The 25,883-nt window shown below is 61.2% G+C and carries 23 protein-coding genes; 11 read left to right on the top strand and 12 right to left on the bottom strand.

The window, feature by feature from the left end; genetic code table 11:
• Positions 1–18: 18 nt before the first annotated feature.
• From M1D89_RS00995 to M1D89_RS00985, 3 genes are read left to right on the top strand one after another with little or no spacing between them, the layout of a single operon-like run.
• On the top strand, positions 19–1,119 hold the full coding sequence (locus M1D89_RS00995; RefSeq protein ID WP_498643234.1) for a 2,3-butanediol dehydrogenase: 1,101 nt from the start codon (positions 19–21) through the stop codon (positions 1,117–1,119).
• Positions 1,119–2,246 carry an epoxide hydrolase family protein gene (locus tag M1D89_RS00990; RefSeq protein ID WP_498643232.1) on the top strand — a complete coding sequence of 376 codons (1,128 nt, stop codon included), beginning with the start codon at positions 1,119–1,121 and terminating at the stop codon, positions 2,244–2,246. The genes M1D89_RS00995 and M1D89_RS00990 overlap by 1 nt, the downstream gene beginning before the upstream one ends.
• Positions 2,243–3,667, top strand: coding sequence for an NAD(P)/FAD-dependent oxidoreductase (locus tag M1D89_RS00985; RefSeq protein ID WP_498643230.1), 1,425 nt, complete (start codon positions 2,243–2,245; stop codon positions 3,665–3,667). Before M1D89_RS00990 ends, M1D89_RS00985 begins: the two co-directional genes overlap by 4 nt.
• A 331-nt stretch (positions 3,668–3,998) precedes the next feature.
• Here the strand turns inward: M1D89_RS00985 and gnd are convergent, their stop codons facing one another.
• The 11 genes from gnd to M1D89_RS00930 all read right to left on the bottom strand — a co-directional run bounded on the left by gnd (position 3,999) and on the right by M1D89_RS00930 (position 14,773).
• A complete protein-coding gene (gene gnd, locus M1D89_RS00980; RefSeq protein ID WP_498643228.1) occupies positions 3,999–5,435 on the bottom strand; it encodes an NADP-dependent phosphogluconate dehydrogenase in 1,437 nt (478 codons plus the stop codon).
• A gap of 244 nt (positions 5,436–5,679) precedes the next feature.
• Entirely contained in the window at positions 5,680–5,892 is a 213-nt protein-coding gene (locus M1D89_RS00975; protein WP_498643226.1) for a hypothetical protein, read from the bottom strand.
• A gap of 71 nt (positions 5,893–5,963) precedes the next feature.
• Complete coding sequence (locus M1D89_RS00970) at positions 5,964–6,245, bottom strand: hypothetical protein (protein WP_498643224.1); 282 nt, start codon at positions 6,243–6,245, stop codon at positions 5,964–5,966.
• Between the two features lie 110 nt (positions 6,246–6,355).
• Entirely contained in the window at positions 6,356–6,979 is a 624-nt protein-coding gene (hxlA, locus tag M1D89_RS00965; RefSeq protein ID WP_498643222.1) for a 3-hexulose-6-phosphate synthase, read from the bottom strand.
• Positions 6,980–7,059: 80 nt separating this feature from the next.
• On the bottom strand, positions 7,060–7,656 hold the full coding sequence (hxlB, locus tag M1D89_RS00960; protein WP_498643220.1) for a 6-phospho-3-hexuloisomerase: 597 nt from the start codon (positions 7,654–7,656) through the stop codon (positions 7,060–7,062).
• Between the two features lie 88 nt (positions 7,657–7,744).
• Positions 7,745–8,701, bottom strand: a complete 957-nt coding sequence (locus M1D89_RS00955; protein WP_498643218.1) for a glucose-6-phosphate dehydrogenase assembly protein OpcA — start codon at positions 8,699–8,701, stop codon at positions 7,745–7,747.
• Positions 8,698–10,206, bottom strand: a complete 1,509-nt coding sequence (zwf, locus tag M1D89_RS00950) for a glucose-6-phosphate dehydrogenase (protein ID WP_498643951.1) — start codon at positions 10,204–10,206, stop codon at positions 8,698–8,700. The genes M1D89_RS00955 and zwf overlap by 4 nt, the downstream gene beginning before the upstream one ends.
• Positions 10,207–10,267: 61 nt before the next feature.
• Positions 10,268–11,902: a phosphoglucose isomerase-related protein gene (locus tag M1D89_RS00945; RefSeq protein ID WP_498643216.1), complete on the bottom strand. Its 1,635-nt coding sequence runs from the start codon at positions 11,900–11,902 to the stop codon at positions 10,268–10,270.
• An 89-nt stretch (positions 11,903–11,991) separates the two neighbouring features.
• Positions 11,992–13,248, bottom strand: a complete 1,257-nt coding sequence (locus M1D89_RS00940) for an NAD(P)/FAD-dependent oxidoreductase (RefSeq protein WP_498643214.1) — start codon at positions 13,246–13,248, stop codon at positions 11,992–11,994.
• Entirely contained in the window at positions 13,248–13,574 is a 327-nt protein-coding gene (locus M1D89_RS00935) for a 2Fe-2S iron-sulfur cluster-binding protein (protein WP_498643212.1), read from the bottom strand. The genes M1D89_RS00940 and M1D89_RS00935 overlap by 1 nt, the downstream gene beginning before the upstream one ends.
• The gene (locus M1D89_RS00930; protein ID WP_498643209.1) at positions 13,574–14,773 is read right to left on the bottom strand and encodes a cytochrome P450; all 1,200 of its coding nucleotides are present in this window, start codon (positions 14,771–14,773) and stop codon (positions 13,574–13,576) included. The genes M1D89_RS00935 and M1D89_RS00930 overlap by 1 nt, the downstream gene beginning before the upstream one ends.
• Before the next feature lie 142 nt (positions 14,774–14,915).
• Between M1D89_RS00930 and M1D89_RS00925 the strand changes: the two genes are divergently transcribed.
• The 8 genes from M1D89_RS00925 (at position 14,916) to M1D89_RS00890 (ending at position 24,845) form a co-directional block, all read left to right on the top strand.
• Complete coding sequence (locus M1D89_RS00925) at positions 14,916–15,821, top strand: LysR family transcriptional regulator (protein WP_498643923.1); 906 nt, start codon at positions 14,916–14,918, stop codon at positions 15,819–15,821.
• 147 nt (positions 15,822–15,968) lie between these two features.
• Positions 15,969–17,333, top strand: coding sequence for an MFS transporter (locus tag M1D89_RS00920; protein ID WP_498643921.1), 1,365 nt, complete (start codon positions 15,969–15,971; stop codon positions 17,331–17,333).
• 123 nt (positions 17,334–17,456) lie between these two features.
• Positions 17,457–18,944, top strand: a complete 1,488-nt coding sequence (locus M1D89_RS00915; protein WP_498643918.1) for a fumarylacetoacetate hydrolase family protein — start codon at positions 17,457–17,459, stop codon at positions 18,942–18,944.
• Positions 18,945–18,982: 38 nt separating this feature from the next.
• Entirely contained in the window at positions 18,983–20,521 is a 1,539-nt protein-coding gene (gene hpaE, locus M1D89_RS00910; RefSeq protein ID WP_498643916.1) for a 5-carboxymethyl-2-hydroxymuconate semialdehyde dehydrogenase, read from the top strand.
• Between the two features lie 41 nt (positions 20,522–20,562).
• Positions 20,563–21,654, top strand: coding sequence for a 3,4-dihydroxyphenylacetate 2,3-dioxygenase (gene hpaD, locus M1D89_RS00905; RefSeq protein WP_498643914.1), 1,092 nt, complete (start codon positions 20,563–20,565; stop codon positions 21,652–21,654).
• An 85-nt stretch (positions 21,655–21,739) separates the two neighbouring features.
• Positions 21,740–22,525: a 2-oxo-hept-4-ene-1,7-dioate hydratase gene (gene hpaH, locus M1D89_RS00900; RefSeq protein WP_498643912.1), complete on the top strand. Its 786-nt coding sequence runs from the start codon at positions 21,740–21,742 to the stop codon at positions 22,523–22,525.
• Positions 22,510–23,313 (top strand): HpcH/HpaI aldolase family protein, encoded by an 804-nt coding sequence (locus tag M1D89_RS00895; protein ID WP_498643910.1) that lies wholly within the window; start codon positions 22,510–22,512, stop codon positions 23,311–23,313. Before hpaH ends, M1D89_RS00895 begins: the two co-directional genes overlap by 16 nt.
• Before the next feature lie 20 nt (positions 23,314–23,333).
• On the top strand, positions 23,334–24,845 hold the full coding sequence (locus M1D89_RS00890; RefSeq protein ID WP_498643908.1) for an NAD-dependent succinate-semialdehyde dehydrogenase: 1,512 nt from the start codon (positions 23,334–23,336) through the stop codon (positions 24,843–24,845).
• Between the two features lie 49 nt (positions 24,846–24,894).
• Here M1D89_RS00890 and M1D89_RS00885 read toward each other — a convergent pair whose 3' ends face one another.
• Positions 24,895–25,794 carry a LysR family transcriptional regulator gene (locus M1D89_RS00885; RefSeq protein ID WP_498643906.1) on the bottom strand — a complete coding sequence of 300 codons (900 nt, stop codon included), beginning with the start codon at positions 25,792–25,794 and terminating at the stop codon, positions 24,895–24,897.
• Between the last annotated feature and the right edge of the window lie 89 nt (positions 25,795–25,883).

The raw sequence follows: 25,883 nt of genomic DNA, 5'->3' as shown, positions 1-25,883 counted from the left end.
AAGACGACAAGGACAAACATGAGTCAGATGAAAGCAGCCGTTTGGCACGACGTGCACGATGTACGCGTCGAAGACTTCGAAATCCCGCCCATCGGTGGAAGCGAAGTGAAGATTGCCGTCGCCTGGGCAGGGATTTGCGGAAGCGACCTCCACGCCTATCACGAAGACCTCAGCAAATCCCCGCTGGGGGTATCACTGGAAAAGCACGCACTGAGCGGCCGGGCAGCCCCGCTGGTTCTAGGCCATGAGTTCTCCGGCACAGTGGTCGAGGTCGGACCCGATGTGACCCACCTAGCGGTCGGTGACCGCGTGGCCATAGAACCGGTCCTGAAGGACTTCTCTTCACCTGTCGTCCAGCGAGGGCAATACAACCTCGGTGACTTCCGTGCAGGCGAAGTTGGCCTCTACGGCTTCAACGCCGATGGCGGCTTCGCCGAATACGTGGTCGTGGAAGAATATGCCGCTCACAAAATTCCCGACGGCCTCGGTCTTGACGAAGCGGCCCTCGCAGAACCATTGGCTGTGGTGCACCGAGCTGTTGTCGCCAGCACCTTCCGTGTCGGCCAGACCGCTGCCGTTGTCGGCGCCGGACCCATCGGCCTGCTCACCGTGCTCATGCTCAAAGCAGCCGGTGCCCGCGAGATCTATCTTGTTGATATCGTCCCGGAACGCCTGGCCCTAGGCGAGGAAATCGGTGCACTCCCGATCAACTCGTCCACTGAGGACGCATACGAAGTCATCCAAACTGCCACTAACGGCCGCGGAGTAGACGTCGTCTTCGAGGCCGCAGGAGTGCAGCCCACCCTCGATCTGGCTCTCACGCTGTCCAAGAAGGGCGGCGAACTGGTGATCCTGTCGATCTTCAGCGCTCCCCCCACCGTCAACACAGGGCTGGTGATGGTCCACGAAATCCGCATCACCTCAACCATCATCTACCGGGACAACTTCCCCGAGGTCCTCGGGCTTCTCGCCTCGCGGGCAATTGATGTACGCCCGCTGATCACCAGCCGGATTCCCTTGGATGACGTCGTCACCACCGGGCTGGAAGTTCTCAGCAAGGACCGCAGCCAAGCAAAGGTCCTCGTCTTCCCACCCAGCGCGCATGGAGGCAAAAACTGATGATTACTCCGTACAAGATCGACATCCCCGAAGATCTGATCCGCCAAACGCGCGAGCGTGTCCGCCAGACCAGGTGGCCGGTCATCCCCCAAGGTGAGAGCACCCGCTACGGTGCATCCATTCCTTACCTCAAGAACATGCTCAGTTTCTGGGCAGAGGAATACTCGTGGAGGGCCTGGGAACAGAAGCTCAACTCACGACCTCACTTCCTGACCGAAATTGACGGAGTGGATATTCACTTCTGGCACATCCGCGGCGCCAAGCCGGGGTCTGTCCCACTGCTGCTCCTTCATGGCTGGCCCGGCTCACCCATTGAGTACTGGGATCTTATCGGCCCCCTCACCGACCCGGCAGCTCACGGAGCACCGGATGCTCCTTCGTTCGACGTCGTCATCGCAGAGCTGCCCGGTTTTGGGTTCAGTGGCAAACCGGTCGATGCCGGCTGGGGGCCTGAGCGCATGGCGAACGCTTTGCACGAGCTCATGCACGACGTTCTGGAGTATCCCACCTACGCCGTCCACGGCGAAGACTGGGGAACCCTCATTGGTGCGCGCATCGCCCGGCTGCACCCCAACGAAGTGGCAGCCCTTCACATCACGATGCCGTTCACCGGCCCGTACGGTGATTTCGTCCCGACCCCCGAATGGGGAGGGCGCATGTATGAAGCCACCGGCTACCTTCACGTGCAAAGCCTGGTTCCGGATGCACTGACGCTTGGAATGGCCGACTCACCTCTGGGGCTCGCCGCCTGGGTCTTGGAGAAGTTCAGCGCATGGAGCGACTCCAGCGGAGACCTTGACGCAGCCTTCTCCAGGGACATCCTTCTGACCAACCTGCACTTCTACTGGCTGACGGGAAGCATCGTCAGCTCGACCCGCCTCTACCGCGAATCCGCGCTCGAAGGCGGGGACGTCATCGGTCCCCCGCAGATTCCCGTCCCCACCGCAGTAGCTGCCTTCCCGGCGGAACCGTTCGCCTCACCAAGGGAGTGGCTCGAAGGCGTCTACAACATCGCGCGTTACAGCGAATTTGAATCCGGCGGTCACTTCGCCGCTCTGGAAAAGCCCGAGATTGTTCTCGACGAAATCAGGGCCTTCTTCCCCGCCTACTTTGGAGAAAACGCATGACAACCCAACTCGCTACTGATTACCTCGTCGTCGGCGCTGGCGCCACCGCACTGGCCTTCGTTGACACCCTTCTGGATGAAACTGACGCCGACATCATCATCCTTGATCGTTACGACAAGCCAGGCGGACATTGGCGGGTCGCTTATGACCACGTTCGTCTCCACCAGCCCTCGGATTTCTACGGGGTCAACTCCCGGCCCATGGGTACCGGCCACGTGGAAACCCGCGGGCACAACAAAGGTTTGTTGGAACTCGCCACAGCTGATGAAATTCGTGACTACTTTGAAAAGGTCATGAGCGAGAAGTTCCTGGGTAGCGGCCGCGTCCGGTACCTGCCGAACACCGAATATCTCGGGGATGGCAAGGCGCGGGGCATCCTTTCCGGGGAAGAGATCGACATCAAGGCACGCAAGCGCACGGTCGATTCAACTCACAGCAAAGTATCTGTTCCGGCCACGACTCCCCCGCCCTTTGCCTTCAACGGTGTTGACGTCGTTCCTCCGAACGGGCTCGCCCGCATCGGCCAAGGCTACAACCGCTATGTCGTCGTCGGGGGCGGAAAGACAGGAATCGACGCAACCCTGTGGCTGCTGGACCGAGGCGTATCTCCGGACAGCATCACGTGGGTTGTTCCCCGGGACGCGTGGCTGTTCAACCGCGAAGTCTGCCAGCCTGGCGAGCAGTTTATTGAGATGACGGACGGCTATGCCAACGCTCTCTTCGGCTCCTGGCTGGGATCTGAGTCGATGAATGAGCTGTACGACAAGCTTATTGAGAGTGGATACTTCTTCCGGCTCTCCGACGATGTCCGACCTACAGCCTTCCGTTGTGCCACCGTTACGCGCTCGGAGCATGAAGCCATCCGCCGGATCTCGGATGTGGTCCGCCTCGGACGCGTCCTCGAGATCGATCCTGCCGGCATTACCCTGGAAAACGGTCGTCGAGAAATGGAACCCGGCGCCCTTTACGTTGACTGCACGGCCAACGGCCTCGCCCACCTCGAGACTGTTCCTGTCTTTAGCGAGGGACTCATCACCTTGCAGTCTGTCGTTTTCTGCCAGCAGGTCTACAGTGCCGCCTTCATCGCTCACATCGAGGCCCGCTTCAGTGATGATGCCACCAAGAATGACTACACTCCCGCGGTAGCCCACCCTGCAGATGAGGCGGACTTCCTCCGTGCCTACCTTGCCAACTTCCATAGTGAGATGATCTGGTCCCGCGATCCGGAAATTGTGCAGTGGCGTCAAGACGCTCGGCTTTCGGGTCTGACCACCCGTGTCGGAACTCCCCTCCCGCCGGCCGGCCCTGACCGTGAAGCGGCTCTGGAAGGATTCCGCGGACTGGTTGAAACGCTCATCGGGAAGACCGAGGAGCTCCTCAGTGAGGTCGATTCCCCCACCAAGGTGGCTGCCAACGTCTAAGCCCAGGTGCCTATTCGGCATCAATTTGACGTCTCGCTCCTGATATACGCGTAACAACCGCTGAAGGGTAGGACTTTCCCGCAACGAACCCTTCGCCGGCTCATAACGTCAGACAGGAGCGCGGAGACACAAAGACCTCCGGACCCCAAGGGTCTGGAGGTCTTTGTATTTGTGGCGTTCAGGGTCACATCAGCAGCCGCCCGCAACTCAGGGCCGGAACAGATGGATGATGACGAGCGTCCCTCGGCTCATCGACGGGTTCTTGGGTAATTTGGCCCTATACAAAAATGCACCCTTCCCGTGTGGGAGGGTGCATTTTTGGGCTGAAGAATTAGTGGGTGTCGACCGCCGAGATTTCGGACTTGTCTTCGCCCCAGAGGGTGTGGAACGTTCCCTCGGTGTCCACACGGCCGTAGGTGTGCGCACCGAAGAGGTCGCGCTGCCCCTGGATGAGGGCAGCGGCCACGCGCTTGCGGCGCAGGCCGTCGTAATACGCCAGTGAGGACGAGAACACGGGTACCGGGATGCCCAGCTGGACTGCGGTTGCCACGACGCGGCGCCAGGCCGGGAGTGCCTCGGCGATGGCCTTGGTGAAGGCCGGTGCGAACAGCAGGTTTGCGGGCTTCTCCTCGGCCGCGTAGGCCTTGGTGATGTCCTTGAGGAGTTCTGCACGGATGATGCAGCCTGCGCGCCAGAGCGAGGCGATCTCGTCCAGCTTCAGGTCCCAGCCGTACTCCTTGGCAGCGGAGGTCAGCATGTCCAGTCCCTGGGCGTAGGAGACCAGCTTGGACGCATACAGTGCCTGCCGGACATCCTCAACGAACGTCTCGGGGATTTCCACTGCGGCTTCTTCACCGGCGAGCAGTTCCTGGCCAAGCTTGCGCTGCTCGGTCTGGGAAGACAACGCGCGGGCGAAGACGGACTCGGCGATGCCGGAAACCGGGGAACCAAGCTCCAGGGCAGAGATAACCGTCCAGCGGCCCGTACCCTTCTGGCCTGCAGCATCAACCACGACGTCCACGAACGGCTTGCCCGTCCTGGCGTCAACGTGGCCCAGGACCTCAGCGGAGATTTCGATCAGGAAGGAGGACAGATCGCCCTTGTTCCACTCAGCGAAGATCTTGGACTGCTCAACGGGCTCAATGCCGGCGCCGGAGCGAAGGAGGTCGAACGCTTCACCGATGACCTGCATGTCGGCGTACTCGATACCATTGTGGACCATCTTGACGAAGTGGCCGGCGCCATCGGTGCCCACCCAGGCGCAGCACGGTTCGCCATCGACCTTCGCGGAGATCTTCTCCAGCAGCGGGCCAAGGGCGTCGTAGGACTCACGCGAACCGCCGGGCATGATGGACGGGCCGTTCAGGGCACCCTCTTCACCACCGGACACACCGACACCTACAAAGTGCAGGTCCTTCTTCGCCAGCGCGGCTTCCCGGCGACGGGTGTCCTCGTAGTGGGAGTTGCCAGCGTCGATGATGATATCGCCCGCTTCGAGCAGCGGTTCGAGCTGCTCGATCACGTTGTCAACGGGAGCGCCGGCCTTGACCATGATCAGGACACGGCGGGGCTTTTCAAGGGAATCGACGAGTTCCTGCAAAGTTTCCGTGCGGATGAAGTCACCCTCAGCGCCGTGCTTTTCAAGCAGGGCGTCAGTCTTTTCCACGGAGCGGTTGTGAAGAGCCACGGTAAAGCCGTTGCGTGCGAGGTTGCGGGCCAGGTTGGCGCCCATCACCGCAAGGCCGGTGACACCGATGTGTGCTGTCATCAAAACTCCAATTTTGTAGGGACTTCAAGGGAAAGAAAGGAGGCGGTTTTCGATAGGGATGTGGCAGTCGACTGCCCGAAACCGGGCATCGATAACGTCAGAGGCAGATTTAGTGGTGCTTATGGAAGGGCTTCCGGTCATTTACCGGCTTTGATCACGGCGGGGTTGGTACTTCTCATCAGATGTGGTGCTGTCAACCCAGTTGCAGGAAGCCGAGACCGGGTGACTGCCGTAGGCAGGATTCCTAGAGAATGGATCTTTCACGGGTCTCACCGAAAGGGACCTCGGCGCTGAGTTCCAGGCTGTATTTGTGAAGGTTGTGACGCGTGACGAGTATCCCGAAGGCTTTCCGGAGCAGAGCTTCTTGTTGAAGCTTGTTCTCTGCTTCGGACAGGAGGACGTGTCGGTCCTCGGGGATGGTGACCAGGACTTCCACAGGGGTCAAAGGGCTCTGCATGCCACGACCATCAGAGGTTATTTCGCCGGTGGATGACCAGCCGTGTGGTCCATTGGGAGTTCGTAAAGTAATCATGCTGAGAGCTCCGCCAACTTCACTCTCTCTGTCTTTGGCGCGTAGAGAGTTATTGGATCGCTCCGGAGGACCAGCCGTCGGCTGCCCGTCCCGTCCTCTACGAGCCAAACAATGGATCCGTTCTCGCTGAGGTCATCAACGTAGGCGTAATGGAGCGCTGTCCCTTCGGACCACACCTCGACCAGGTCTCCCGGGGCCAGCGCTTCCCAGTTTTGAAACGGCTGCCAACCGGGGAGCCCGCGGGCGCCACTCAATTGCGAATGTTTTTGACGCTGCATTTCGCTCCTTCCGAGCGTTTGCCGCTGCGCTGTGCAGCCGCGCAAGTTATGAAGTAGGTGTAGCGGAGAGGCGGTCTGCACCATGTGCAGACCGCCTCTCGAGTCGGGTACTAGGCGATTGCTGCCTTGAGTTCCTTAGCTGCAAGCGCCGGGTCAGCAGCGCCGTAAATCGCTCCGCCAGCCACTGCCACCTCGGCACCGGCCTTCTGTACTGCCGCGATGGTGCTGGCGTTGACGCCGCCGGCAACAGAGAAGGGCACGCGTGCTTCTTCTCCTGCCGTAAGGAGCCCGTTCAGGTCGAAGCCCGGCTGGGCCTGCTCGTCCAGGCCAGCGTGGAATTCAACGAACTTGGCACCCAATGCACGCACTTCCTTCGCGCGGGTCACCTTATCGGGAACACCGATGAGGTCTACAACGATGCCCTTGTTGTGGGCCTGTGCTGCCTTGACGGCGCCAGCAACTGTTGAATCATCGGCGCTGCCCAGTACGGAGACAAGGTCTGCTCCGGCTTTGAAGGCGATATCGGCTTCGAGCTCGCCGGCATCCATGGTCTTCATGTCAGCAAAGACGAGCTTGTCGGGGTGTGCGCCCTTGATGGCCGTGATCACGGACAAGCCTGCAGACTTGATCAGCGGCGTGCCGAGTTCGATGATGTCGACGTGCTCGGCGACCTTGCCGGCCAGTTCGAGTGCGTCTTCGGTGGTCAGGAGGTCGATTGCAACCTGGAGTTTCATGGTTTTTCTCTTTCTTTATGTGGGGTGAAACAATCCGTGCGGGGCTGCCGCGCGGAATTCGTGGGCTACTAGGCGAGGGGCTATTCCAGATTCGCGTGGCGTAGCCAAAGTTTGTCTGCTGGCTCATCGGTCGTTTCCCACAGGGTTTGGAAAACCGATTCTGTTGCCAGGAACAGGGTCTGTTCGAACAAGCTGCCGGAGTACTGCTTAGTGACAGACGATCCATGATCCGTTTTTTGTGCAGCAGGTACTACGACAACTGCGTCTGCCAGCTTTGCCAGCGGCGAATCAGGGTTTGTGGTGATGGCCGCGATCCGTGCGCCAACGCCGGAAGCAGTCTCCGCGCTCATGACAATGCCAGAGGTCGTTCCAGAGCCGGATGCAACGAGCAGCAGATCTCCGGCGGCAATGGCTGGAGTCGTGGTGTCGCCTGCTACATGGACTGTTAGTCCTAGGTGCATGAGTCGCATGGCGGCCATACGCAGCACGAGCCCGCTGCGGCCGGCGCCTGAAACGAAGATACGATCAGCATTTTCGACGAGACCGGCAACCTTAGCCAGTTGCTGTGTGTCTACTCCAGCGAGCGTTGCAGCTATCTCTTCTTGGATGACGGAGATGTTAGTGGTCACGGACTGAGCGGCATCCCGGGGACGAGCACCGGTTACAGTGGGATTCACGTTTCGTTTCCTTCCTTTGGATTGTGGGGGGCCGAACTTCGGCCCTTGAAGTTGGTACGTCGGACATCTTGCGAACCTGACCGAATGGTCACCCGACGAGGATGATCTCCGCGGCCGGACTGGGAGTCACGATGTCCTCTCTGCTAGGCAGCGTGTGTACGGTCTCGCCAAAGATCTCGTCCGGATCGAGCCGGCGGAGCTCTTCGGCCAGGCAGTCCTTAAGGCTGCGGCGCGGAAGCGTGATGCGCTGTGCCGGTTGGCCCGGCTGGGACAGCTCAGCGACCGACACTCCCGGACGGAATAGTTCGACCCGCCCATCGGGTGTTTGGAGGCACACACGACGGAGACCGGTACCCTCCTGGCTCGACTCGATCGAAACGGGTACGTCCAAGGTCAACATCAGCCAAGCGGCCATCAGCAAAGTGCTCGGAGAATCAGGTGCGCCTTCGATCCGGGCAGAGGAGACCGACCCTGCATGTATCTGATCGAAAACCGCTGCCAGTTGCATGCGCCAGCTCGTCAGCCGGGTCCACGCCAGGTCGGTATCGCCTGCCTTGTACGTGGATCGGATGTTCTCCAGAGCTGCCCGAGGGTCCGGCTCGTTCGCGGAGTCGGTAATCCGTCGGTGCGCAATCCTGCCGATGGAGGTCTCATGTGCGCTTTCCGGGGCGCCGTGCGGCCACCAGGCCACGATGGGGGCGTCCGGGAGCAATAGCGCCGCAACTAGTGACTCGCTCTCATGGGCCATTTGCCCGAAACCGCGCAAGACGATGACCTCGGAGGCTCCGGCGTCACCACCGACGCGGATCTGGGCATCGAGCCGATCCGGGGCTTCAGCTCCTGCATCGGTGAGGACGATGATCCTGCACGGGTGTTCGCAACTGGCTTCGTTGGCCGCCTCGATGGCCTCCTCTTCGCGCCCGGACTTGGTCACGACGACCAGCGTCAGGACGCGACCCAGGGCGATCACACCGCCCTGCTCGCGCAACGACGTGATCTTCTTGGAGATCTTGGAAGTGGTGGTGTCGGGGAGATCTACGATCATGGCCTTCTCCAGGTTCGTCCGTCGCGGGCAAGAAGCTCGTCGGCTGAGGCTGGACCCCAGCTGCCGGGTGCGTAAGGTTGCGGTCGTTCATCGAGCCCGGCCCAGTATTCCTCGAACGGGTCCAGGATCTTCCAGGAGAGCTCCACTTCCTCGTGCCGGGGGAACAGCGGCGGCTCACCCAGCAGCACGTCCAGAATCAGCCGCTCATACGCTTCGGGGCTGGACTCGGTGAAGGAATGTCCGTAGCCGAAGTCCATGGTGACGTCGCGGACTTCCATCTGCGTCCCCGGCACCTTGGAGCCGAAACGGATCGTGGCGCCCTCATCGGGCTGGACGCGGATGACCACGGCGTTCTGGCCGAAGTCGTCCTCGCCGTGGTCTCGGAACAGCAGGTTCGGGGCACGCTTGAACACCACGGCTATTTCCGTGACCCGTCGCCCCAAACGCTTCCCGGCGCGCAGGTAGAACGGCACGCCATTCCAGCGTCGTGTGTTGATATCGACACGAATGGCAGCGTACGTTTCGGTCTTGGAGTCGGCGGGAATTCCGTCTTCTTCCAAGTAGCCGAGGACTTCCTCACCGCCCTGCCAGCCACCGGTAAACTGGCCGCGCGCCGAGTGGGTGGACAGGTCTTGAGGCAGTTTCACTGCGGCGAGGACTTTTTCCTTCTCGGCCCGCAGATCATCGGCGTTGGAAGAGATGGGCTCTTCCATAGCGGTCAGTGCCAGCAACTGCAGCAGGTGGTTCTGGATGACGTCGCGGGCCGCGCCTACGCCGTCGTAGTAGCCTGCCCGGCCACCGGTGCCGATATCCTCGGCCATGGTGATCTGAACATGGTCAACATAGTTCGCGTTCCACAACGGCTCGAACAACTGGTTGGCGAAGCGGAGCGCCAGGATGTTCTGCACCGTCTCCTTGCCCAGGTAATGGTCGATCCGGAATACGGCATCGGCTGGGAACACCGACTCAACGATGTCGTTCAGCTGCCGTGCCGACTGCAAGTCGTGCCCGAACGGCTTCTCGATGACCACCCGGCGCCACTGGCCGGGTTTGGCCTGGGCCAACCCGTGCTTGGACAACTGACGGCACACCTGCTCAAACGCCTTAGGCGGAATGGACAGGTAGAAGCCATGATTGCCTCGGGTACCACGTGTCTCGTCGAGCTCGTCCAGCACGGTACCGAGGCGCTCAAATGCATCGTCGTCGTCAAATTCGCCCTGGACAAAACGAATACCTGCGGCCAATTGCTGCCATACAGAAGCGTCAAATGGTGTACGGGCAAAGGACTTCACCGACTCCAGCACGTGCGCTGTGAACTCTTCGGTGCTCCACGCCCGCCGGCCAAATCCGACCAAAGCAAAGCTCGGTGGGAGGAGCCCGCGGTTGGCTAGGTCGTACACGGCGGGAATGAGCTTCTTACGAGCCAGGTCGCCGGTGATTCCGAAAAATACCAAAGATGAGGGCCCGGCGATGCGGTTCAGGCGCCGGTCCCGCGGATCCCGCATGGGGTTCCTGTACCGGCCCTCCAGCCGGGTCTCAGGGAGTGTGTCTACCATTGCTCAGGCCTTAGCTGTTAGTAGCGGATGTGGTGATCTTGGATAGCGAGCTGATGCCGGCCCGGAGTTGCTCCACGCCTGCTGCCCGGTCCCTGAGGTGCAGGCGAAGGACCGGACGGGCATGGCCTTCGAGGACTTGGGCGTCGCCCGAGGCCTGTGCCTGGATGAGCTCACCGAAGCTGAACGGGCGGTCCGGGATCTTCACGTCCGTGGACGCTGCTGCTGTGATCTGGAGGAAAACACCAATGGCCGGGCCACCCTTGTGGAACTGCCCCGTGGAGTGCAGGAACCGGGGTCCCCAGCCATAGGTCACGGGTCGTCCGCTGACTGCTGCCAATTCATCCCTGATGCCCTCAAGGGGTGAATGCGTTACGCGGTCCAGATACGCCTGGACACTCAGATAGCCGTCTGTCCCCAACTGGCTCAGCAGTGCCTCAACAGCCTCGGTGACTGAAGCCGCCGAACCAAGCCAGTCGCCACCGCGTACCTCCACGACACCATCGGTGAAAGCGGCGGGTGTGGGCTCGGGGCGGGCGTCCAACAAACCCCTCGCCGCGATCTTGGCGGCTTCGACATCCGGCTGGTCGAACGGGTTGATGCCCAGCAGGCGGCCAGCAACTGCGGTGGCGAACTCCCAGACGAACATCTGGGTAGCCAACCCGCCGGAAATGGCAATCTCGTTCTCACGCAGTTCCTCGCTGGCCCCGGCACCGACCAGGCGCACAACCAGGACGTCCTCAGCACCACCGAGAGCCTCGGGCGAATCGGGACCTGCCACGACGGGCAACACGCCAGTTCCCAGCTTGCCGGTCGATTCAGCGAGAAGCTGCTCGGCCCAGTCGGCGAAGCCAACGATTCCCGAGCCGTCCTCAGCAATGACGATCTTGTTGCGCAGCGGGCTGGTACCACCCAAGGCAATGCCCAGTGCCAGACCGATGTTGTCCGCAGAATCCTCGTTGAGGATCTCAGCAGCCTCTTCTGCTTCGTCCAGGAAAGCCTGGATGTCCACCCCTGCCAAACCGCAAGGGACCAAACCAAAAGCGGTCAAGGCGGAGAAACGGCCGCCCACATTGGGGTCTGCGTTGAAGACGGCACGGTACCCGGCTTCACGGGAGGCCTTGTCCAGCGGAGATCCCGGGTCGGTGACGACAATGATCCGACTTTTGGCATCGATGCCGGCCTCGGTGAACGCCTCCTCAAAGACCCGTCGCTGGGAATCGGTTTCCACGGTGGATCCGGACTTGGACGAGACGACGATTGCCGTTTCATTCAGCCGGTCCGCCAAAGCAGCACTGACCTGTTCAGGATCAGTGCTGTCCAGCACAGTCAGCTCGACACCTGCGGTGCGGGTAATAACCTCGGGGGCCAAGGAAGAGCCGCCCATGCCGCACAGCACGATACGGCCGACACCTTCTGCGTGTAAGGCATCGTGCAGTTCCAAGATTTGATTCACCAAAGGCTGAGAAACAGCCGGAGCGTCCACCCACCCGAGGCGGATTGCTGATTCCGATTGCGCAGCCGAACCCCATAAGGTGTGGTCCTTTTCGAAAATCCGCGTGGCGATCTTGTCCTGAACCAGCCCGTCAATGTGCTGGGCGATGGCCTGTTGAGCCGCGCCGGTGGCGCCATAGCTGATTGCATTCATTGGTTCTTGCCTTCCGGGGCACCGCAGAGGGCGGCCGGGTCATGGAACAGTGGTGCTGTCCTGTCGGAAAGTTGATGATTCGGCAGCTGTCAGCCCGCGGTCACGGGGGCTTTCTTTGAGAAGCTCTTCAGGTCGAAGTCGGGATCCATGATTTGTTCTTTGGACGGAAGATTCCCCGAGGACAGAATTCGACGTGCTGCCATGTGATCTACGGATGCGTTGACGGACTCGACGCACACCAGCGTTTCGTCATCGAAACCGAACACCGAAAACTTCCCTGCCTCCATATCACCGCGTATCACGGTTTGCAGGTCAGGACGGGAAATTCCGACCATGTTCAGTCTGATATCGCCTTGATGGCTCCAGAACCAAGGGACCTCGGAGTAGCGTCCTCCCGCCTTGCCCGTGGTGATCCGGCGGGCAAGGAACTTGGCCTGGTCGGAAGCGTTTTGTACCGATTCCAGCCTGGCGATCTGGCCGGCATGGATGCTGGGATAGCTGGCGCAATCGCCCAGAGCCGAGATGCATGGATCATCCGTCGCCAGATACTCGTCGACGAGGATTCCATCGTGGGCTTCCAGGCCGGCCGCTGTGGCCAGGTCGTCGTTGGGAATGACGCCTACCGCGACAACAACGAGGTCGGTTTGGAGTACTTCTCCCGAAGCCAGGGCTACAGCATTGACGTGCCCTTGGGCGTCGGTCATGATCTCGGCGACGTCTTGCCTGTACCGAATATCGATGCCTTTGATGGGAAGTACCGACTTGAAGTATTTCGAAGTTTCAGGCGTCAACGAACGGCGCATTGGGCGGTCTGAAGAAGCCAGGACCACTACGGGCAGTCCCCTGGAAGCTGCTGCTGCAGCAAATTCGAGACCGATGAAGCCGGCGCCGATCACTACGGGAGCCTTGGCCCCGCCCAGCTTGTTCCAAACCCGCTGGGCGTCTTCGTGTGTCCGGATGTTCACGACGCCAGCGGCCTCCGCGCCAGGCACATCGAGTTTGCGGTTTCGGACCCCCGTGGCCAATACCAGATGGTAGTAGCCAAGGGTGCTTCCGTCGTCCAAGATCACCGAGTTCGCGCCTCGGTCGATGCTGACAACCCGGGCCGGGGCCAGCAACTCAATGTTGTTGTCCGTGTAGAAGTCGCTGCCCCGCAGCGGGAGCGCATCAGGCATCTCATTAGGATCCTTCAGGAACTCCTTGGACAGCGGGGGGCGCTGATAGGGAAGCCCTGCTTCGTCGCCGACAACAGTGATCAGGCCGGTGTAACCTTCTTGGCGCAGTGAATCAGCCAGTTGGATGCCGGCCTGGCCGGCTCCCACAATGACTACTCCGCGGCGGGTCATTAGATTTGACTTCCTGGGATTTCGACGACGATTTTCTCGAAGTCGTTGCCGGCATGGAGCTGGCAGCCGAGTCGGCTGCGTTCCTCGTCGCGCGGTGCAGTCGCCTCTTCAAGCATTTCCTCTTCGTCATCACTGATTGGGGGCAGTGCTTCCAGGAATTCGTCCCTGACATAGACGTGGCAGGTTGCGCACATTGCCTGTCCCCCGCATTCTCCGATGATGCCCGGCACGGAGTTGGCTACGGCCGCTTTCATGATGGAGACGCCGTCTTTGGCTTCAATGGTGGTTTCCTTGCCGCCAGCAGCGACAAATGTGATTTCAGACATTAGTTCCTCGTTTCCTTTTCCCAGGTGACGGGTACATCCAGTGGGCCCCGGAAGACCCACCCACCCACGGTCACTGGTCGGCTTTGGTCAAGCTTCAGTCCCTCAAACCGTTTAAAAAGCTTCGGCAGCGCAACCCCGGAAATGGACGCTTTCGCCACCCAGGCACCTGCACAGAAGTGCGCACCGCCGCCGAAGGCAAGATGGGGCCGCTTTTCACGGTTGATGTCGAATTTGTCGGCATCTGCGAACTGTGATTCGTCGCGGTTCGCGGAGAGCAGGCAGATGCCGAGTTTGGATCCGGCCGGAATAGTGACGCCGCCGATTTCGACCTCGCGGGTTGTCTGGCGGGGATACATGCCGATGGGCGCGACCCAACGCACGGTTTCATCAAAAACGCTGGGCCAGAGCCCCGGGTTGGCAAACACCTGCGACAGCTGGTCCGGATTCTGCAGAAGCCCTACCAAAGCGGTCCCAATGACGTCGCGGGGCTCGTTGATCCCGCCGCCAATGGTCATCTTCATGTTCGAGCGGATGAGCTCCACGGGCATTTGGTATCCGGCTGAGTTCACCAGGCCGGAGATCATGGAGTGGTTCGGGTTGGTCTTGTAGTGAGCGATCATCTCGTCCAGCGCGGTGTCCAGTTCCGCTGCTGAACGATTGGCGCGTTCCCAGGTGTCTGCGTTATCTCCGTAGTTGCCCGTTCCGTCAATCAGGTCCTGGGACCAGCGCTGCAGGTCCTCCTGATGGGCATTCTCGAAACCCAAGATGCGACGGAGGTTTTCGGCCGCTAGGGGGGCGGCAAAGGACGAGATCAGGTTGGCGCCGGGGCCATGGGCGGCGAGTTCCTCGAGGTACTTCTCGGTGTTTTCCTCAAACACGGACTGCCAGTTGTCCTTGATCGCGCGGGGGCGAAGGGTCGGCTGCCAGGCCTTCCGTTCAACGTCGTGCTCCGGGTCGTCTTTGCGGAGCATGTTGTGCCCCATGACTACCTTCATCAGCGAGTCAGTCTCGTTCGCGCTGAACGTTTCTTGGTCCAACTCGATGTTGTGGCAGTCCTCATAGCGAGTGACGAGGTAGCGGTTGGCTACCGGAACCCACGACACGGGCGCCTCGCGGCGGAGCCGGGCATAGATGGGAAAGGGGTCCTTGTAGAGGTCGTCCAGGGTGACCCAGTCAGATATCAACGCTGATGTCGTCATGTCTACTTCCTCGTAGTACGTGTGGCCCCGCTGGGCCTCTACAAACATTCTGGACAGACACCATTCGTCAGGTAAAGTTCAATAATCAGCGCATATACCTCAGAATTTCCGTGGATGTGCCCGGAGTGAGAGCGAGACTGGTGTGGAATTCACGCTGCGACAACTTCAGTACTTCATAGCCGCCGCGGACGCCGGAACGATCTCGGCCGCCGCCGAGTCAATGCACGTATCCGCTTCAGCGCTATCAGCGGCCATTACCGACCTTGAGAGGGTCCTCGATGCGCAACTGTGTGTGCGCCGGAAGGCACATGGCCTCGCTCTTACTCCCAGTGGGCAGCAAGTCTACGAACAAGCACGCTCCATCCTGCGGGCAGCCACTGAAATTCAGCATTCAGCTTCGGCGCCCAGCGGAGAACTTTCCGGACCGGTGACGGTCGGCTGCTACCTGACGCTCGCTCCAACGGTCCTGCCGAAGGTCCTGGCGGGTTTTGGCGAGCTGCATGAGAGAGTCCAAGTAAACATGGTTGAAGGCTCCCAAAACCAACTTCTGGAGTCCTTGGCCGCCGGTGACATTGACGTCGCTGTAGTGTACGACATGCAGATTTCGGGGAATCCCAACCGCGTCCGCCTCTATTCCGTGCCGGCCCACATCCTGATCCCGGCCGATCATCCACGCGCTGACCAAGAATCGATTTCGCTGGAAGATCTGGAATCGGAACCCTTCATTCTCTTTGATGTACCTCCGAGCACGACCCATACAATGGCTCTCTTCACCGGACGTGGCCTGCAACCGCGTGTTCGTCACCGGTCAAAAAGCTACGAAACAGTAAGGGCCCTGGTCGGGCGGGGCCTAGGTTACAGCGTGTTGGTTCAGCGTCCACGCAACAATCACAGCTACGAGGGAAGACCCCTGTTGGTGAAGGAAATCACCCCTCCGGTCCCTCAGATTGTCGTCTACATGATTTGGGCCGAAGGGGTGCACCTCTCCTCCAGGGCGCGGGCCCTGGTGAAGTACGCCAAAACCATCGACTGGAGCGCCCCCATCTAATCTTCTGCACTTTTTCCGTGGAAAAACCCCCGCAATTCCTGCTTTACCGCAGTATGGGTCCTGGGTCACACTCAAATCTCCAGTCGCACAAAAACAGCCCCCGTTGGGCGCAAAGATTTGTCGACCCCAATAGCAAGGAGGCTATTGATGTCCGCAACTGCAACTTCAGGTCAATACCCAGAGACCAAGGACCTTCGGCTACAGCAACGAACGGTCCGCCGCGTGGCTCTGGCCAGCGCCATCGGAACCACCGTCGAGTGGTACGACTACTTCATTTACGCCACAGCCACAGCCCTGGTATTCGGAAAACTCTTCTTTCCGGACTTCAGCCCGGCAGCGGGAACCATGGCCGCATTCGCAACTTTTGCCATCGGCTACTTCGTTCGGCCCCTGGGTGGCATCGTCTTCGGCCATCTCGGGGACCGGATCGGGCGGAAAAGGATGCTCGTCCTGTCACTGATGATGATGGGCATAGCCACTGTAGGAGTGGGCTTGTTGCCCACCTTTGCCGCCGTCGGCATCGCAGCCCCGATTCTGCTGTTGACCCTCCGCATGATTCAAGGATTCGCAGTAAGCGGCGAATGGGGCGGTGCGGTGTTGATGGCCGTGGAGCACGCGCCTGCCCACAAACGCGGCTGGTATGGAAGCTGGCCGCAGGTCGGCGTCCCCGCAGGACTCGTTCTCGCCAACCTCATGTTCATTCTTCTCACAACCACACTCTCCCCCGCCGCCTTCCTGGACTGGGGCTGGCGGGTGCCCTTCCTCATCAGCGTGGTACTGATCCTGATCGGGCTTTTCATCCGTCTTCGCGTGGAAGAAAGCCCCATCTTCGCCAAGGTCAGAGACGAGGGCACAGAGGCCCGCCTCCCTCTGGCAGAAGCATTCAAAAAGTATCCAAAAGCCATCGTGCTCGGATCCCTGGCAATCGTCGCGAACATCGCACTGGGGTACATCATCTCCACCTACAGCCTCAGCTACGGAACCCAAGTCATCGGCATGGATCGCTCGGCCATGCTGTGGTCGGTGTTGATCGCCGCGCTGATCGGAGCTTTCGGGCTGCTGTACTTCTCGCGCCTGTCCGACCGAATCGGTCGAAAGCCTGTATTCCTGGCCGGAGCCATAGGCCAGATCCTCTGGGCTTTCCCCTTCTTCGCACTCATCAACACCGCGACGCTTTGGGGCATCATCATCGCGCTTTGCGTAATGCAACTCTTTTCCTACGCCATGTATGGCCCCGTAGCTGCTATGTTGGCCGAACTCTTCGGCACCCGAGTCCGTTACACCGGAATCTCCATCGCATATCAAGTCGGTTCAATTCTTGGTGCCGGATTCGCGCCTCTCATCGCGACAGGAATATTTGCCGCCACGGGCAGCACGGTTTTGATTTCCGCTTACATCATCGGTATCTCTGCTGTCAGCCTCGTCGCAGTGCTCCTGATGAAGGAGACTTCCAAAGGCGCACTCCACGACGTGCCCTCAAGCGATCCTGCCACCGCAGAAGTTCACCCGTAGATCAGTGCCAGCCTCGCCCAAAATATCGGCGAGGCTGGCACTGGTGCGACGCTGGCCCAGTGGGCGCTATTTTTTCGTTCTATTTTCGTATACGATTTCATATCAAATTCAGGAGGAGGCGCCATGACACCGGAGTTCCGGACCCAGGAAGTCAGCCAGGACAGGCTGTCCCGCGCCCGCAAGGTCATTGCCGTCCACATCAATTACCCGAGCCGCGTGGCCCAGCGCGGACGCACCCCGGCGCAGCCCTCATACTTCCTGAAGCCGTCCTCCTCCTTGGCGTTGGGGTCCGCGGATGCTCCGGGCGAGGTTGAGCGTCCGGCCGGTTGTGAATTGCTCGGCTACGAGGGTGAGATCGCCCTGATCATCGGCAAGTCCACCCGCCGCGTTGACCTGGAAGACGCGTGGAGCCATGTCGAGTGGGTCACCGCTTCCAATGACCTCGGTGTGTACGACCTCCGGTACGCGGACAAGGGATCGAACGTCCGCTCCAAGGGCGGCGACGGCTTTACCCCGATTGGCCCGGCCTTGATTCCGGCCGATGCGGTGGATCCCGCCGCCCTGCGGATCCAGACCTGGCACAACGGGGAACTCGTCCAGGACGACACCACCGAGGACCTGCTCTTCCCGTTCGCCCAGCTCGTCGCGGACCTCTCGCAGCTGCTCACCCTTGAAGCGGGCGACATCATCCTCACCGGCACCCCCGCTGGCGCCTCGGTCGCTGCGCCGGGAGATGTTGTGGAGGTAGAGGTCACCGCGGGTGATTTCAGCACCGGCCGCCTGGCCACCAAAGTAACCGAAGGTACGACGCCGTTCGCGGACTTTGGTGCCCGGCCCAAGACTGATGACACGCAGCGGGAGGAGGCGTACGGTTCGCGGGAAGCCGCCGGACTGGCACCTGCCGCGGGTGTGCTGACGCCGGAGCTGAAGGCCAAGCTCGAGTCGGTTGCCACCGCGACCCTGTCTTCCCAGCTGCGCAAGCGTGGGTTGAACAACGTGAGCATCGATGGCTTGCAGGCCACCCGCCCGGACCGCAAGGTGGTGGGCCTGGCCCGCACGCTGCGCTACGTTCCCAACCGCGAGGACCTGTTCAAGGGCCACGGCGGCGGCTTCAACGCCCAGAAGCGCGCGATCGACTCGGTGAACGAGGGCGAGATCCTGGTCATGGAAGCCCGCGGTGAGAAGGGCACCGGCACGGTCGGGGACATCCTCGCCCTGCGCGCCCAGGTCCGTGGTGCTGCAGCGATCATCACCGACGGCGGGGTCCGCGACTACTCGGCCGTGGCCGGCCTGGAGATGCCCACCTACTTCGCGAACCCGCACCCCGCCGTGCTCGGCCGGCGGCATATTCCGTGGGATACGGACATCACCATCGCCTGCGGCGGTGCCACGGTTCAGCCCGGGGACATCATCGTGGCCGACTCCGACGGCATCCTGGTGATCCCGCCGGCCATCGCCGAGGAACTCGTGGATGACTGCATCGCCCAGGAAAAGGAAGAAGTCTTCATTTTCCGGATGGTCCAGGAAGGCAACAGCGTCGACGGGCTCTACCCGATGAACGCCGAATGGCAGGCCCGGTATGCCGAGCACCAAGCAGCCCTTCAGAACTAATTTGCGACTAATCACAACCCACAGTTAGGACTTCAACGATGACGACCTCAGTAGAAACCACCAAGCATTACGTTCCCGAGGATCTGCCCACGCACATCCAGCACTTCATCAACGGCCAGTTCGTCGACTCCATCTCAGGCAAGACCTTCGATGTCCTGGACCCGGTATCCAACGGCAACTACGCCACCGCTGCAGCGGGCCAGAAGGAAGACATCGACCTCGCAGTGGCGGCCGCCCGCGAAGCGTTCGTCAACGGTCCGTGGCCGAAGATGAAGCCGCGGGAGCGTGCACGCGTGCTCAACAAGATCGCCGACGCCGTGGAGGCACAGGAAGCCCGCCTCGCCGAGCTGGAGACCTTCGATACCGGCCTGCCGATCACCCAGGCCAAGGGCCAGGCGCTGCGTGCGGCCGAGAACTTCCGCTTCTTCGCTGACCTGATCGTGGCCCAGTTCGACGACGCCATGAAGGTCCCGGGCTCACAGATCAACTACGTGAACCGCAAGCCGATCGGCGTCGCCGGCCTGATCACTCCGTGGAACACCCCGTTCATGCTGGAGTCCTGGAAGCTCGCCCCGGCCTTGGCCACGGGTAACACCGTGGTGCTGAAGCCTGCCGAGTTCACCCCGCTGTCCGCCTCTCTCTGGGCGCAGATCTTCAAGGACGCCGGCCTGCCTGCCGGCGTGTTCAACCTGGTCAACGGGCTCGGCGAAGAAGCCGGTGACGCGCTGGTGAAGCACCCGGACGTGCCGCTGATTTCCTTCACCGGCGAGACCACCACGGGCCAGACCATCTTCCGCAACGCCGCGGCCAACCTCAAGGGTCTGTCCATGGAGCTCGGCGGCAAGTCCCCGTGCGTGGTGTTCGCTGACGCAGATCTGGATGCCGCGATTGATTCCGCGTTGTTCGGTGTATTCTCCCTGAACGGCGAACGCTGCACCGCCGGCTCCCGCATCCTGGTTGAGCGGGCCATCTACGACGAATTCTGCGAAAAGTACGCTGCCCGGGCCAAGAACATCGTGGTGGGCGATCCCCACGATCCCAAGACCCAGGTGGGTGCCCTGGTCCACCCGGAGCACTACGAAAAAGTCGCTTCCTACGTGGAGTTCGGCAAGTCCGAAGGCCGGCTCCTGGCCGGTGGCGGCCGACCCGAGCACCTGCCCGAAGGCAACTACATCGCACCCACGGTGTTTGCCGACGTCGCGCCTGACGCGCGGATCTTCCAGGAGGAAATCTTCGGTCCCGTCGTGGCCATCACGCCCTTCGAGAACGACGACGAAGCCCTCGCCTTGGCCAACAACACCAAGTACGGCCTGGCGGCCTACATCTGGACCCAGAACCTCACCCGTGCCCACAACTTCTCCCAGAACGTCGAAGCCGGAATGGTGTGGCTCAACAGCCACAACGTCCGCGACCTCCGTACCCCGTTCGGTGGCGTGAAAGCCTCCGGTCTGGGCCATGAGGGCGGCTACCGTTCCATCGATTTCTACACCGGCCAGCAAGCCGTGCACATCACCCTCGGGTCCGTGCACACCCCCAAGTTCGGCAGCATCGACGCTTCTGCTGCCAACGAGGGCTAAAGCAACTCCCCACCGACCCCTTTCAACGAAGAGAGACCATCATGAGCAACCCCCTCACCGGCCCCATCGCCACCCCCACCGTCCCTGCACCGGACATTGTCCGCTGCGCCTACCTGGAACTCGTGGTCACGGACCTGGCCAAATCCCGCGCGTTCTACGTGGACCTCCTGGGCCTGCACGTCACCGAAGAAGACGAGAACACCATCTACCTGCGCTCCTTCGAGGAGTTCATCCACCACAACCTGGTCCTCCGCAAAGGCCCGGTTGCCGCAGCCGCAGCGTTCGCGTACCGGGTAAAGTCCCCGGCCGAAGTGGACGCCGCCGAGGCCTACTACCGCGAACTCGGCTGCCGGGTGGAACGCCGCACGGAAGGCTTCACCAAGGGCGTGGGCGATTCCGTCCGTGTGGAAGACCCGCTGGGCTTCCCGTACGAGTTCTTCTACGACGTAGAGCACGTCGAACGCCTCACCCAGCGCTACGACCTCTACTCCGCCGGTGAACTGGTCCGCCTGGACCACTTCAACCAGGTCACCCCGGACGTCCCCCGGGGCCGCAAATACCTCGAGGACCTCGGCTTCCGCGTCTCCGAGGACATCAAGGACTCCGACGGCGTCACGTACGCGGCGTGGATGCACCGCAAGCAGACCGTGCACGATACCGCCTTGACCGGTGGCAACGGACCCCGCCTGCACCACATCGCGTTCTCCACGCACGAGAAGCACAACATCATCCAGATCTGCGACAAAATGGGTGCCCTGCGCATCTCCGACCGCATCGAACGGGGTCCCGGACGCCACGGCGTGTCCAACGCTTTCTACCTCTACATCCTGGACCCGGACGGCCACCGCGTAGAGATCTACACCCAGGACTACTACACCGGCGATCCGGACAACCCCACCGTCACCTGGGACGTCCACGACAACCAGCGCCGCGACTGGTGGGGCAACCCCGTGGTCCCGTCCTGGTACACCGAGGCGTCCCTGGTCCTGGACCTCGACGGCAACCCCCAACCCGTGATCGAACGCGAAGACAAGTCCGAAATGGCCGTCACCGTAGGCGCTGACGGCTTCTCCTACACCCGCCCCGACGAGGGCAACTCCGCAGAGGGCTTCAAGTTGGGAGTGCAGGTCTAACTAAGACCGGGTGGCCGGTCCGCATCGCAACTGCAGGCCCGGCCACCCTCATAAAGACTCACCCGCACGACTGAGGAGAACGTTGATGCTGGACGCGAAGACGATTGAAGCCATTGCTGATGAACTTGTGAAGGCGGGGCAGGACCGTAACCCGGTGCCGCGCCTGACTGCCCGCTACCCGGAGATGACGGTGGAGGATTCCTACGCCGTGCAGCAACTGTGGCGACAGCGGAACGAGGAAGCCGGGCGGACGTTGGTGGGGCGGAAGATCGGCCTCACGTCCAAGGCCATGCAGGCCGCCACAGGCATCACCGAACCGGACTACGGCGCGATCTTCGATGACATGGTCCTCGAAACCGGTTGCTCCATGGAGTGGGACAAGTACACCCACCCCCGGGTTGAGGTGGAACTCGCCTTCGTCCTGAAATCAGGGCTGAAGGGACCTGGCTGCACCATTTTCGATGTCCTCAACGCTACCGATTACGTGGTTCCGGCCCTCGAAATCCTCGATTCCAGGATCGAAATGGAGGGCCGGACCATCGTGGACACCATCTCGGACAACGCCGCGATGGGAGCCATGGTGATCGGCGGACGACCGGTCAAGCCCGACGCTGTGGACCTGCGCTGGGTCTCGGCCATCCTGTACAAAAACCAGACCGTGGAAGAGACCGGAGTGGCAGCCGGAGTACTGGACCACCCGGCCAACGGGGTGCACTGGCTGGCCAATAAGATCGCCGCGCACGGGGACTCGATGAAAGCCGGTGACATCATCCTCGCGGGCTCCTTCACCCGGCCCCTCTGGGTCTACAAAGGCGATACCGTGCACGCGGACTACGGACCGTTGGGAGTCGTAACATGTCACTTCAGCTGAGCCCCACCTTCTACTCGTCCCTCGCTTCGGCGGAACGCCCACTGGCCGGCATGTGGGTCTGCTCCGGTAGCCCGCTCGTCGCGGAGATCTGCGCCGGGTCCGGCCTGGACTGGATCCTGGTCGACGCCGAACACAGTCCCAACGGACTCGAATCGATCCTCGCCCAACTCCAGGCAATCCACGGCTACCCCGTCCAGGTCATGGTCAGGCCCCCGGTCAACGACACCGTCGTGATTAAGCAGTTCCTGGATCTCGGGGTGCAGAACCTGATGATCCCCATGGTGAATTCCGCGACTGAGGCATCCGCCGCCGTTGCTGCGGTGAGGTATCCGCCACACGGGGTCCGCGGCGTCGGTTCCGCCCTGGCAAGGGCGTCACGCTGGAACCGAATCCCGGACTACCTCGCCCAAGCCGGCGAAACCGTCAGCATCACCGTTCAGATCGAATCCACCGCCGCCGTTGACGCCGCCGAAGACATCCTCGCTGTCGACGGCGTGGACGGCATCTTCCTCGGCCCCTCGGACCTCGCCGCGTCCATGGGCCTGCTGGGACAGCAGGAAAACCCGTTGGTGCGTGCCGCCGTCGAGCATTGCCTCGAAGCCGCGAAAGTGGCCGGAAAGCCAGCCGGTGTCAACGCCTTCAACGAGGCCACCGCACGCGCGTATCTCGACGCCGGCGCCTCCTTTGTGCTGGTAGGGGCCGATGTTGCCATTTTGGCCAGGGCCTCCGAAGGCCTGGCCGCCAAGTACCGTCGACCATCCACCAGCGAAATTCTTACTAGTTACTGACTCCGTTGTTAGGACACCTCATGACTGTTGTATCTGATGCCACGCCTTCTGCCTTTTCCCGAGAGGAGCGCGAAGGTGCGCTTCTCGCTGCGGTTCCAACAGGACTCTTGATCGGCGGTGAATGGCGCGAGGCATCCGATGGCGGAACCTTTGACGTACACGATCCGGCTACCGGGGAGGTACTCGCCACGCTTGCATCTGGTACCAGCGCGGACGCTGTCGCCGCGTTGGATGCGGCCGACGCCGCTCAGGCACATTGGGCACGCACAGCACCCAGGGTGCGTGCCGAGATCCTGCGCCGGGCATTCGACTTGGTGACCGCGAGGGCGGAAGACTTCGCCCTATTGATGACGTTGGAGATGGGTAAGCCGCTGGCCGAGGCCCGTGGCGAAGTCACCTATGGGGCCGAGTTCCTCCGCTGGTTCTCGGAAGAAGCCGTCCGTGACTACGGTCGTTACCTCACCACTCCTGAAGGCAAGAACAAGATCCTGGTCCAGCACAAACCGGTCGGCCCGTGCCTGCTGATCACACCATGGAACTTTCCTCTCGCTATGGCCACCCGCAAGGTAGCCCCAGCCGTGGCTGCGGGCTGCACCATGGTGCTCAAACCGGCGAACCTCACTCCCCTGACCGCGCAGTTGTTCGCCCAAACCATGATGGAGGCCGGCCTACCTTCCGGCGTTCTGAATGTTGTATCGACATCCAATGCTGCTGCGATTTCCGGACCCTTGCTGAAGGACTCCCGGTTGCGGAAGATTTCATTCACCGGCTCCACGCCCGTGGGTAGGCGCCTGATGGCCGACGCCGCGCACAACGTGCTACGCAGCTCAATGGAACTAGGCGGAAATGCCCCCTTCATCGTCTTTGAAGACGCGGACATCGATGCCGCCGTCGAGGGGGCCATGGCCGCCAAAATGCGGAACATGGGAGAGGCCTGCACTGCCGCCAACCGCTTCCTCGTTCACGAGTCTGTCGCGCAGGACTTCACTCGGAAGTTTGCCGCAGCAATGGGCCAGCTCACCGTCGGACGAGGCACAGATCCTGCTACCAATGTCGGTCCTCTCATCGACGCACGAGCGAGGGCCGATGTCCACGCACTGGTCACCCAGGCGGTCGAGGCTGGAGCAGTCCCGTCCATCGGAGGATCACCGGTAGACGGACCCGGCTTCTTCTACCAGCCCACCGTCCTGGCGAACGTTCCAAACAATGCTGCGATCCTGCGCCAGGAAATCTTCGGCCCGGTAGCCCCCGTCACCACATTTGCCACAGAGGAAGAAGCAATAGAACTTGCCAACAGCTCGGAATACGGGCTTGCGTCATATCTCTACAGCAAGGATTTCAACAGACTCCTTCGGGTAGCGGAACAGATTGAGTTCGGCATGGTCGGATTCAATGCAGGCGTGATCTCCAACGCGGCCGCACCGTTCGGTGGGGTCAAGCAATCGGGGCTCGGCAGGGAAGGCGGAGCCGAGGGCATCTCTGAGTACACCACCACCCAATACATCGGCATCAGCGACCCATACTCGAGCTAGTTCTCGTGACAGAAGGCGCCCCCGGAGGCACAGGCGGGGGCACCTTCTGTCACGAGAACACTTCGGATGCGTACGTGATCAGCGCTTGAGCCCGCCGGCTTACCCCGGGGGTGGGTGAATATGCTGCTACTACCGACGTCGCACCGGCAGCCGGTGCCAGCGGAACGGCATTGATTCGACGCCCCTCAATTGTGTACGGCACCCAATTGGGACGGGCCATCAGCAGGCTATAGCCGAGGCCGCGGCCCACCAAAGCACGTACCAACTCGATCTGAGGCACTGACAGCGCCACATTTGGGCTCAGCCCACGTTGGCTGAACATGAGCAGAGTGTTGTCGGAACTCGGCGCTGAATCCAGCAGAATGAGGGGTTCGTCCGCCAAGTCAGCAAGATCGATAGCGGCGTTCCCGCCAAGCGGATGATGCTCAGGCAGAATCGCCAGAACCTCCGTGTCGTAGATCTTGTGCGATACCAAGCCCGGCGGAAGCCCCAAATCGTACAAAACGGCTACATCAAGCTCGCCTGAAACGACACGCGACAGCATCTCATTGCTGCTGCCCATGGAAATCGACAGTTGCACCTCAGGGTGTTCACCAGGAAATCCCTCAAGGATCGCGGGCAGCACTGTATTGGCAAGCCCCGGATAACAACCCAGAGAGACAGGACCCTTCAGCCGCCCGTCGAGATCAGCCAGTTCTCCCGCCAAAGCATTGGCATCGTTGAGAATCACGCGAGCCCGACGGACGAAGTACGCCCCGGCAGGCGTTAGATGGACACCTCTGGCTTTACGACGTACACACAGTTGCTCCCCCATGAGGTTTTCCAGATCGGTGATGGCGTGTGAGAGCCCGGACTCCGAAATGTGCAGGGCAGCAGCGGCTGAACTCATGGTTGGGTGCTCTTCCAACCCCACCATGAGTTCCAATTGCCGAAGAGTGAACCCGGCCATAAGAATCCCTCCTAAAACTGAACTAATACCCCTAATATCTTCAATTTACGCGAGGAAGTTCCGGTGCGAAACTGATGTCTAAAGACCTT

The sequence above is a fragment of the Arthrobacter sp. D3-18 genome, from assembly GCF_054408525.1.
Note: the sequence above shows the minus strand (reverse complement) of the source record. Positions and strands in the feature narration are given on the sequence as shown.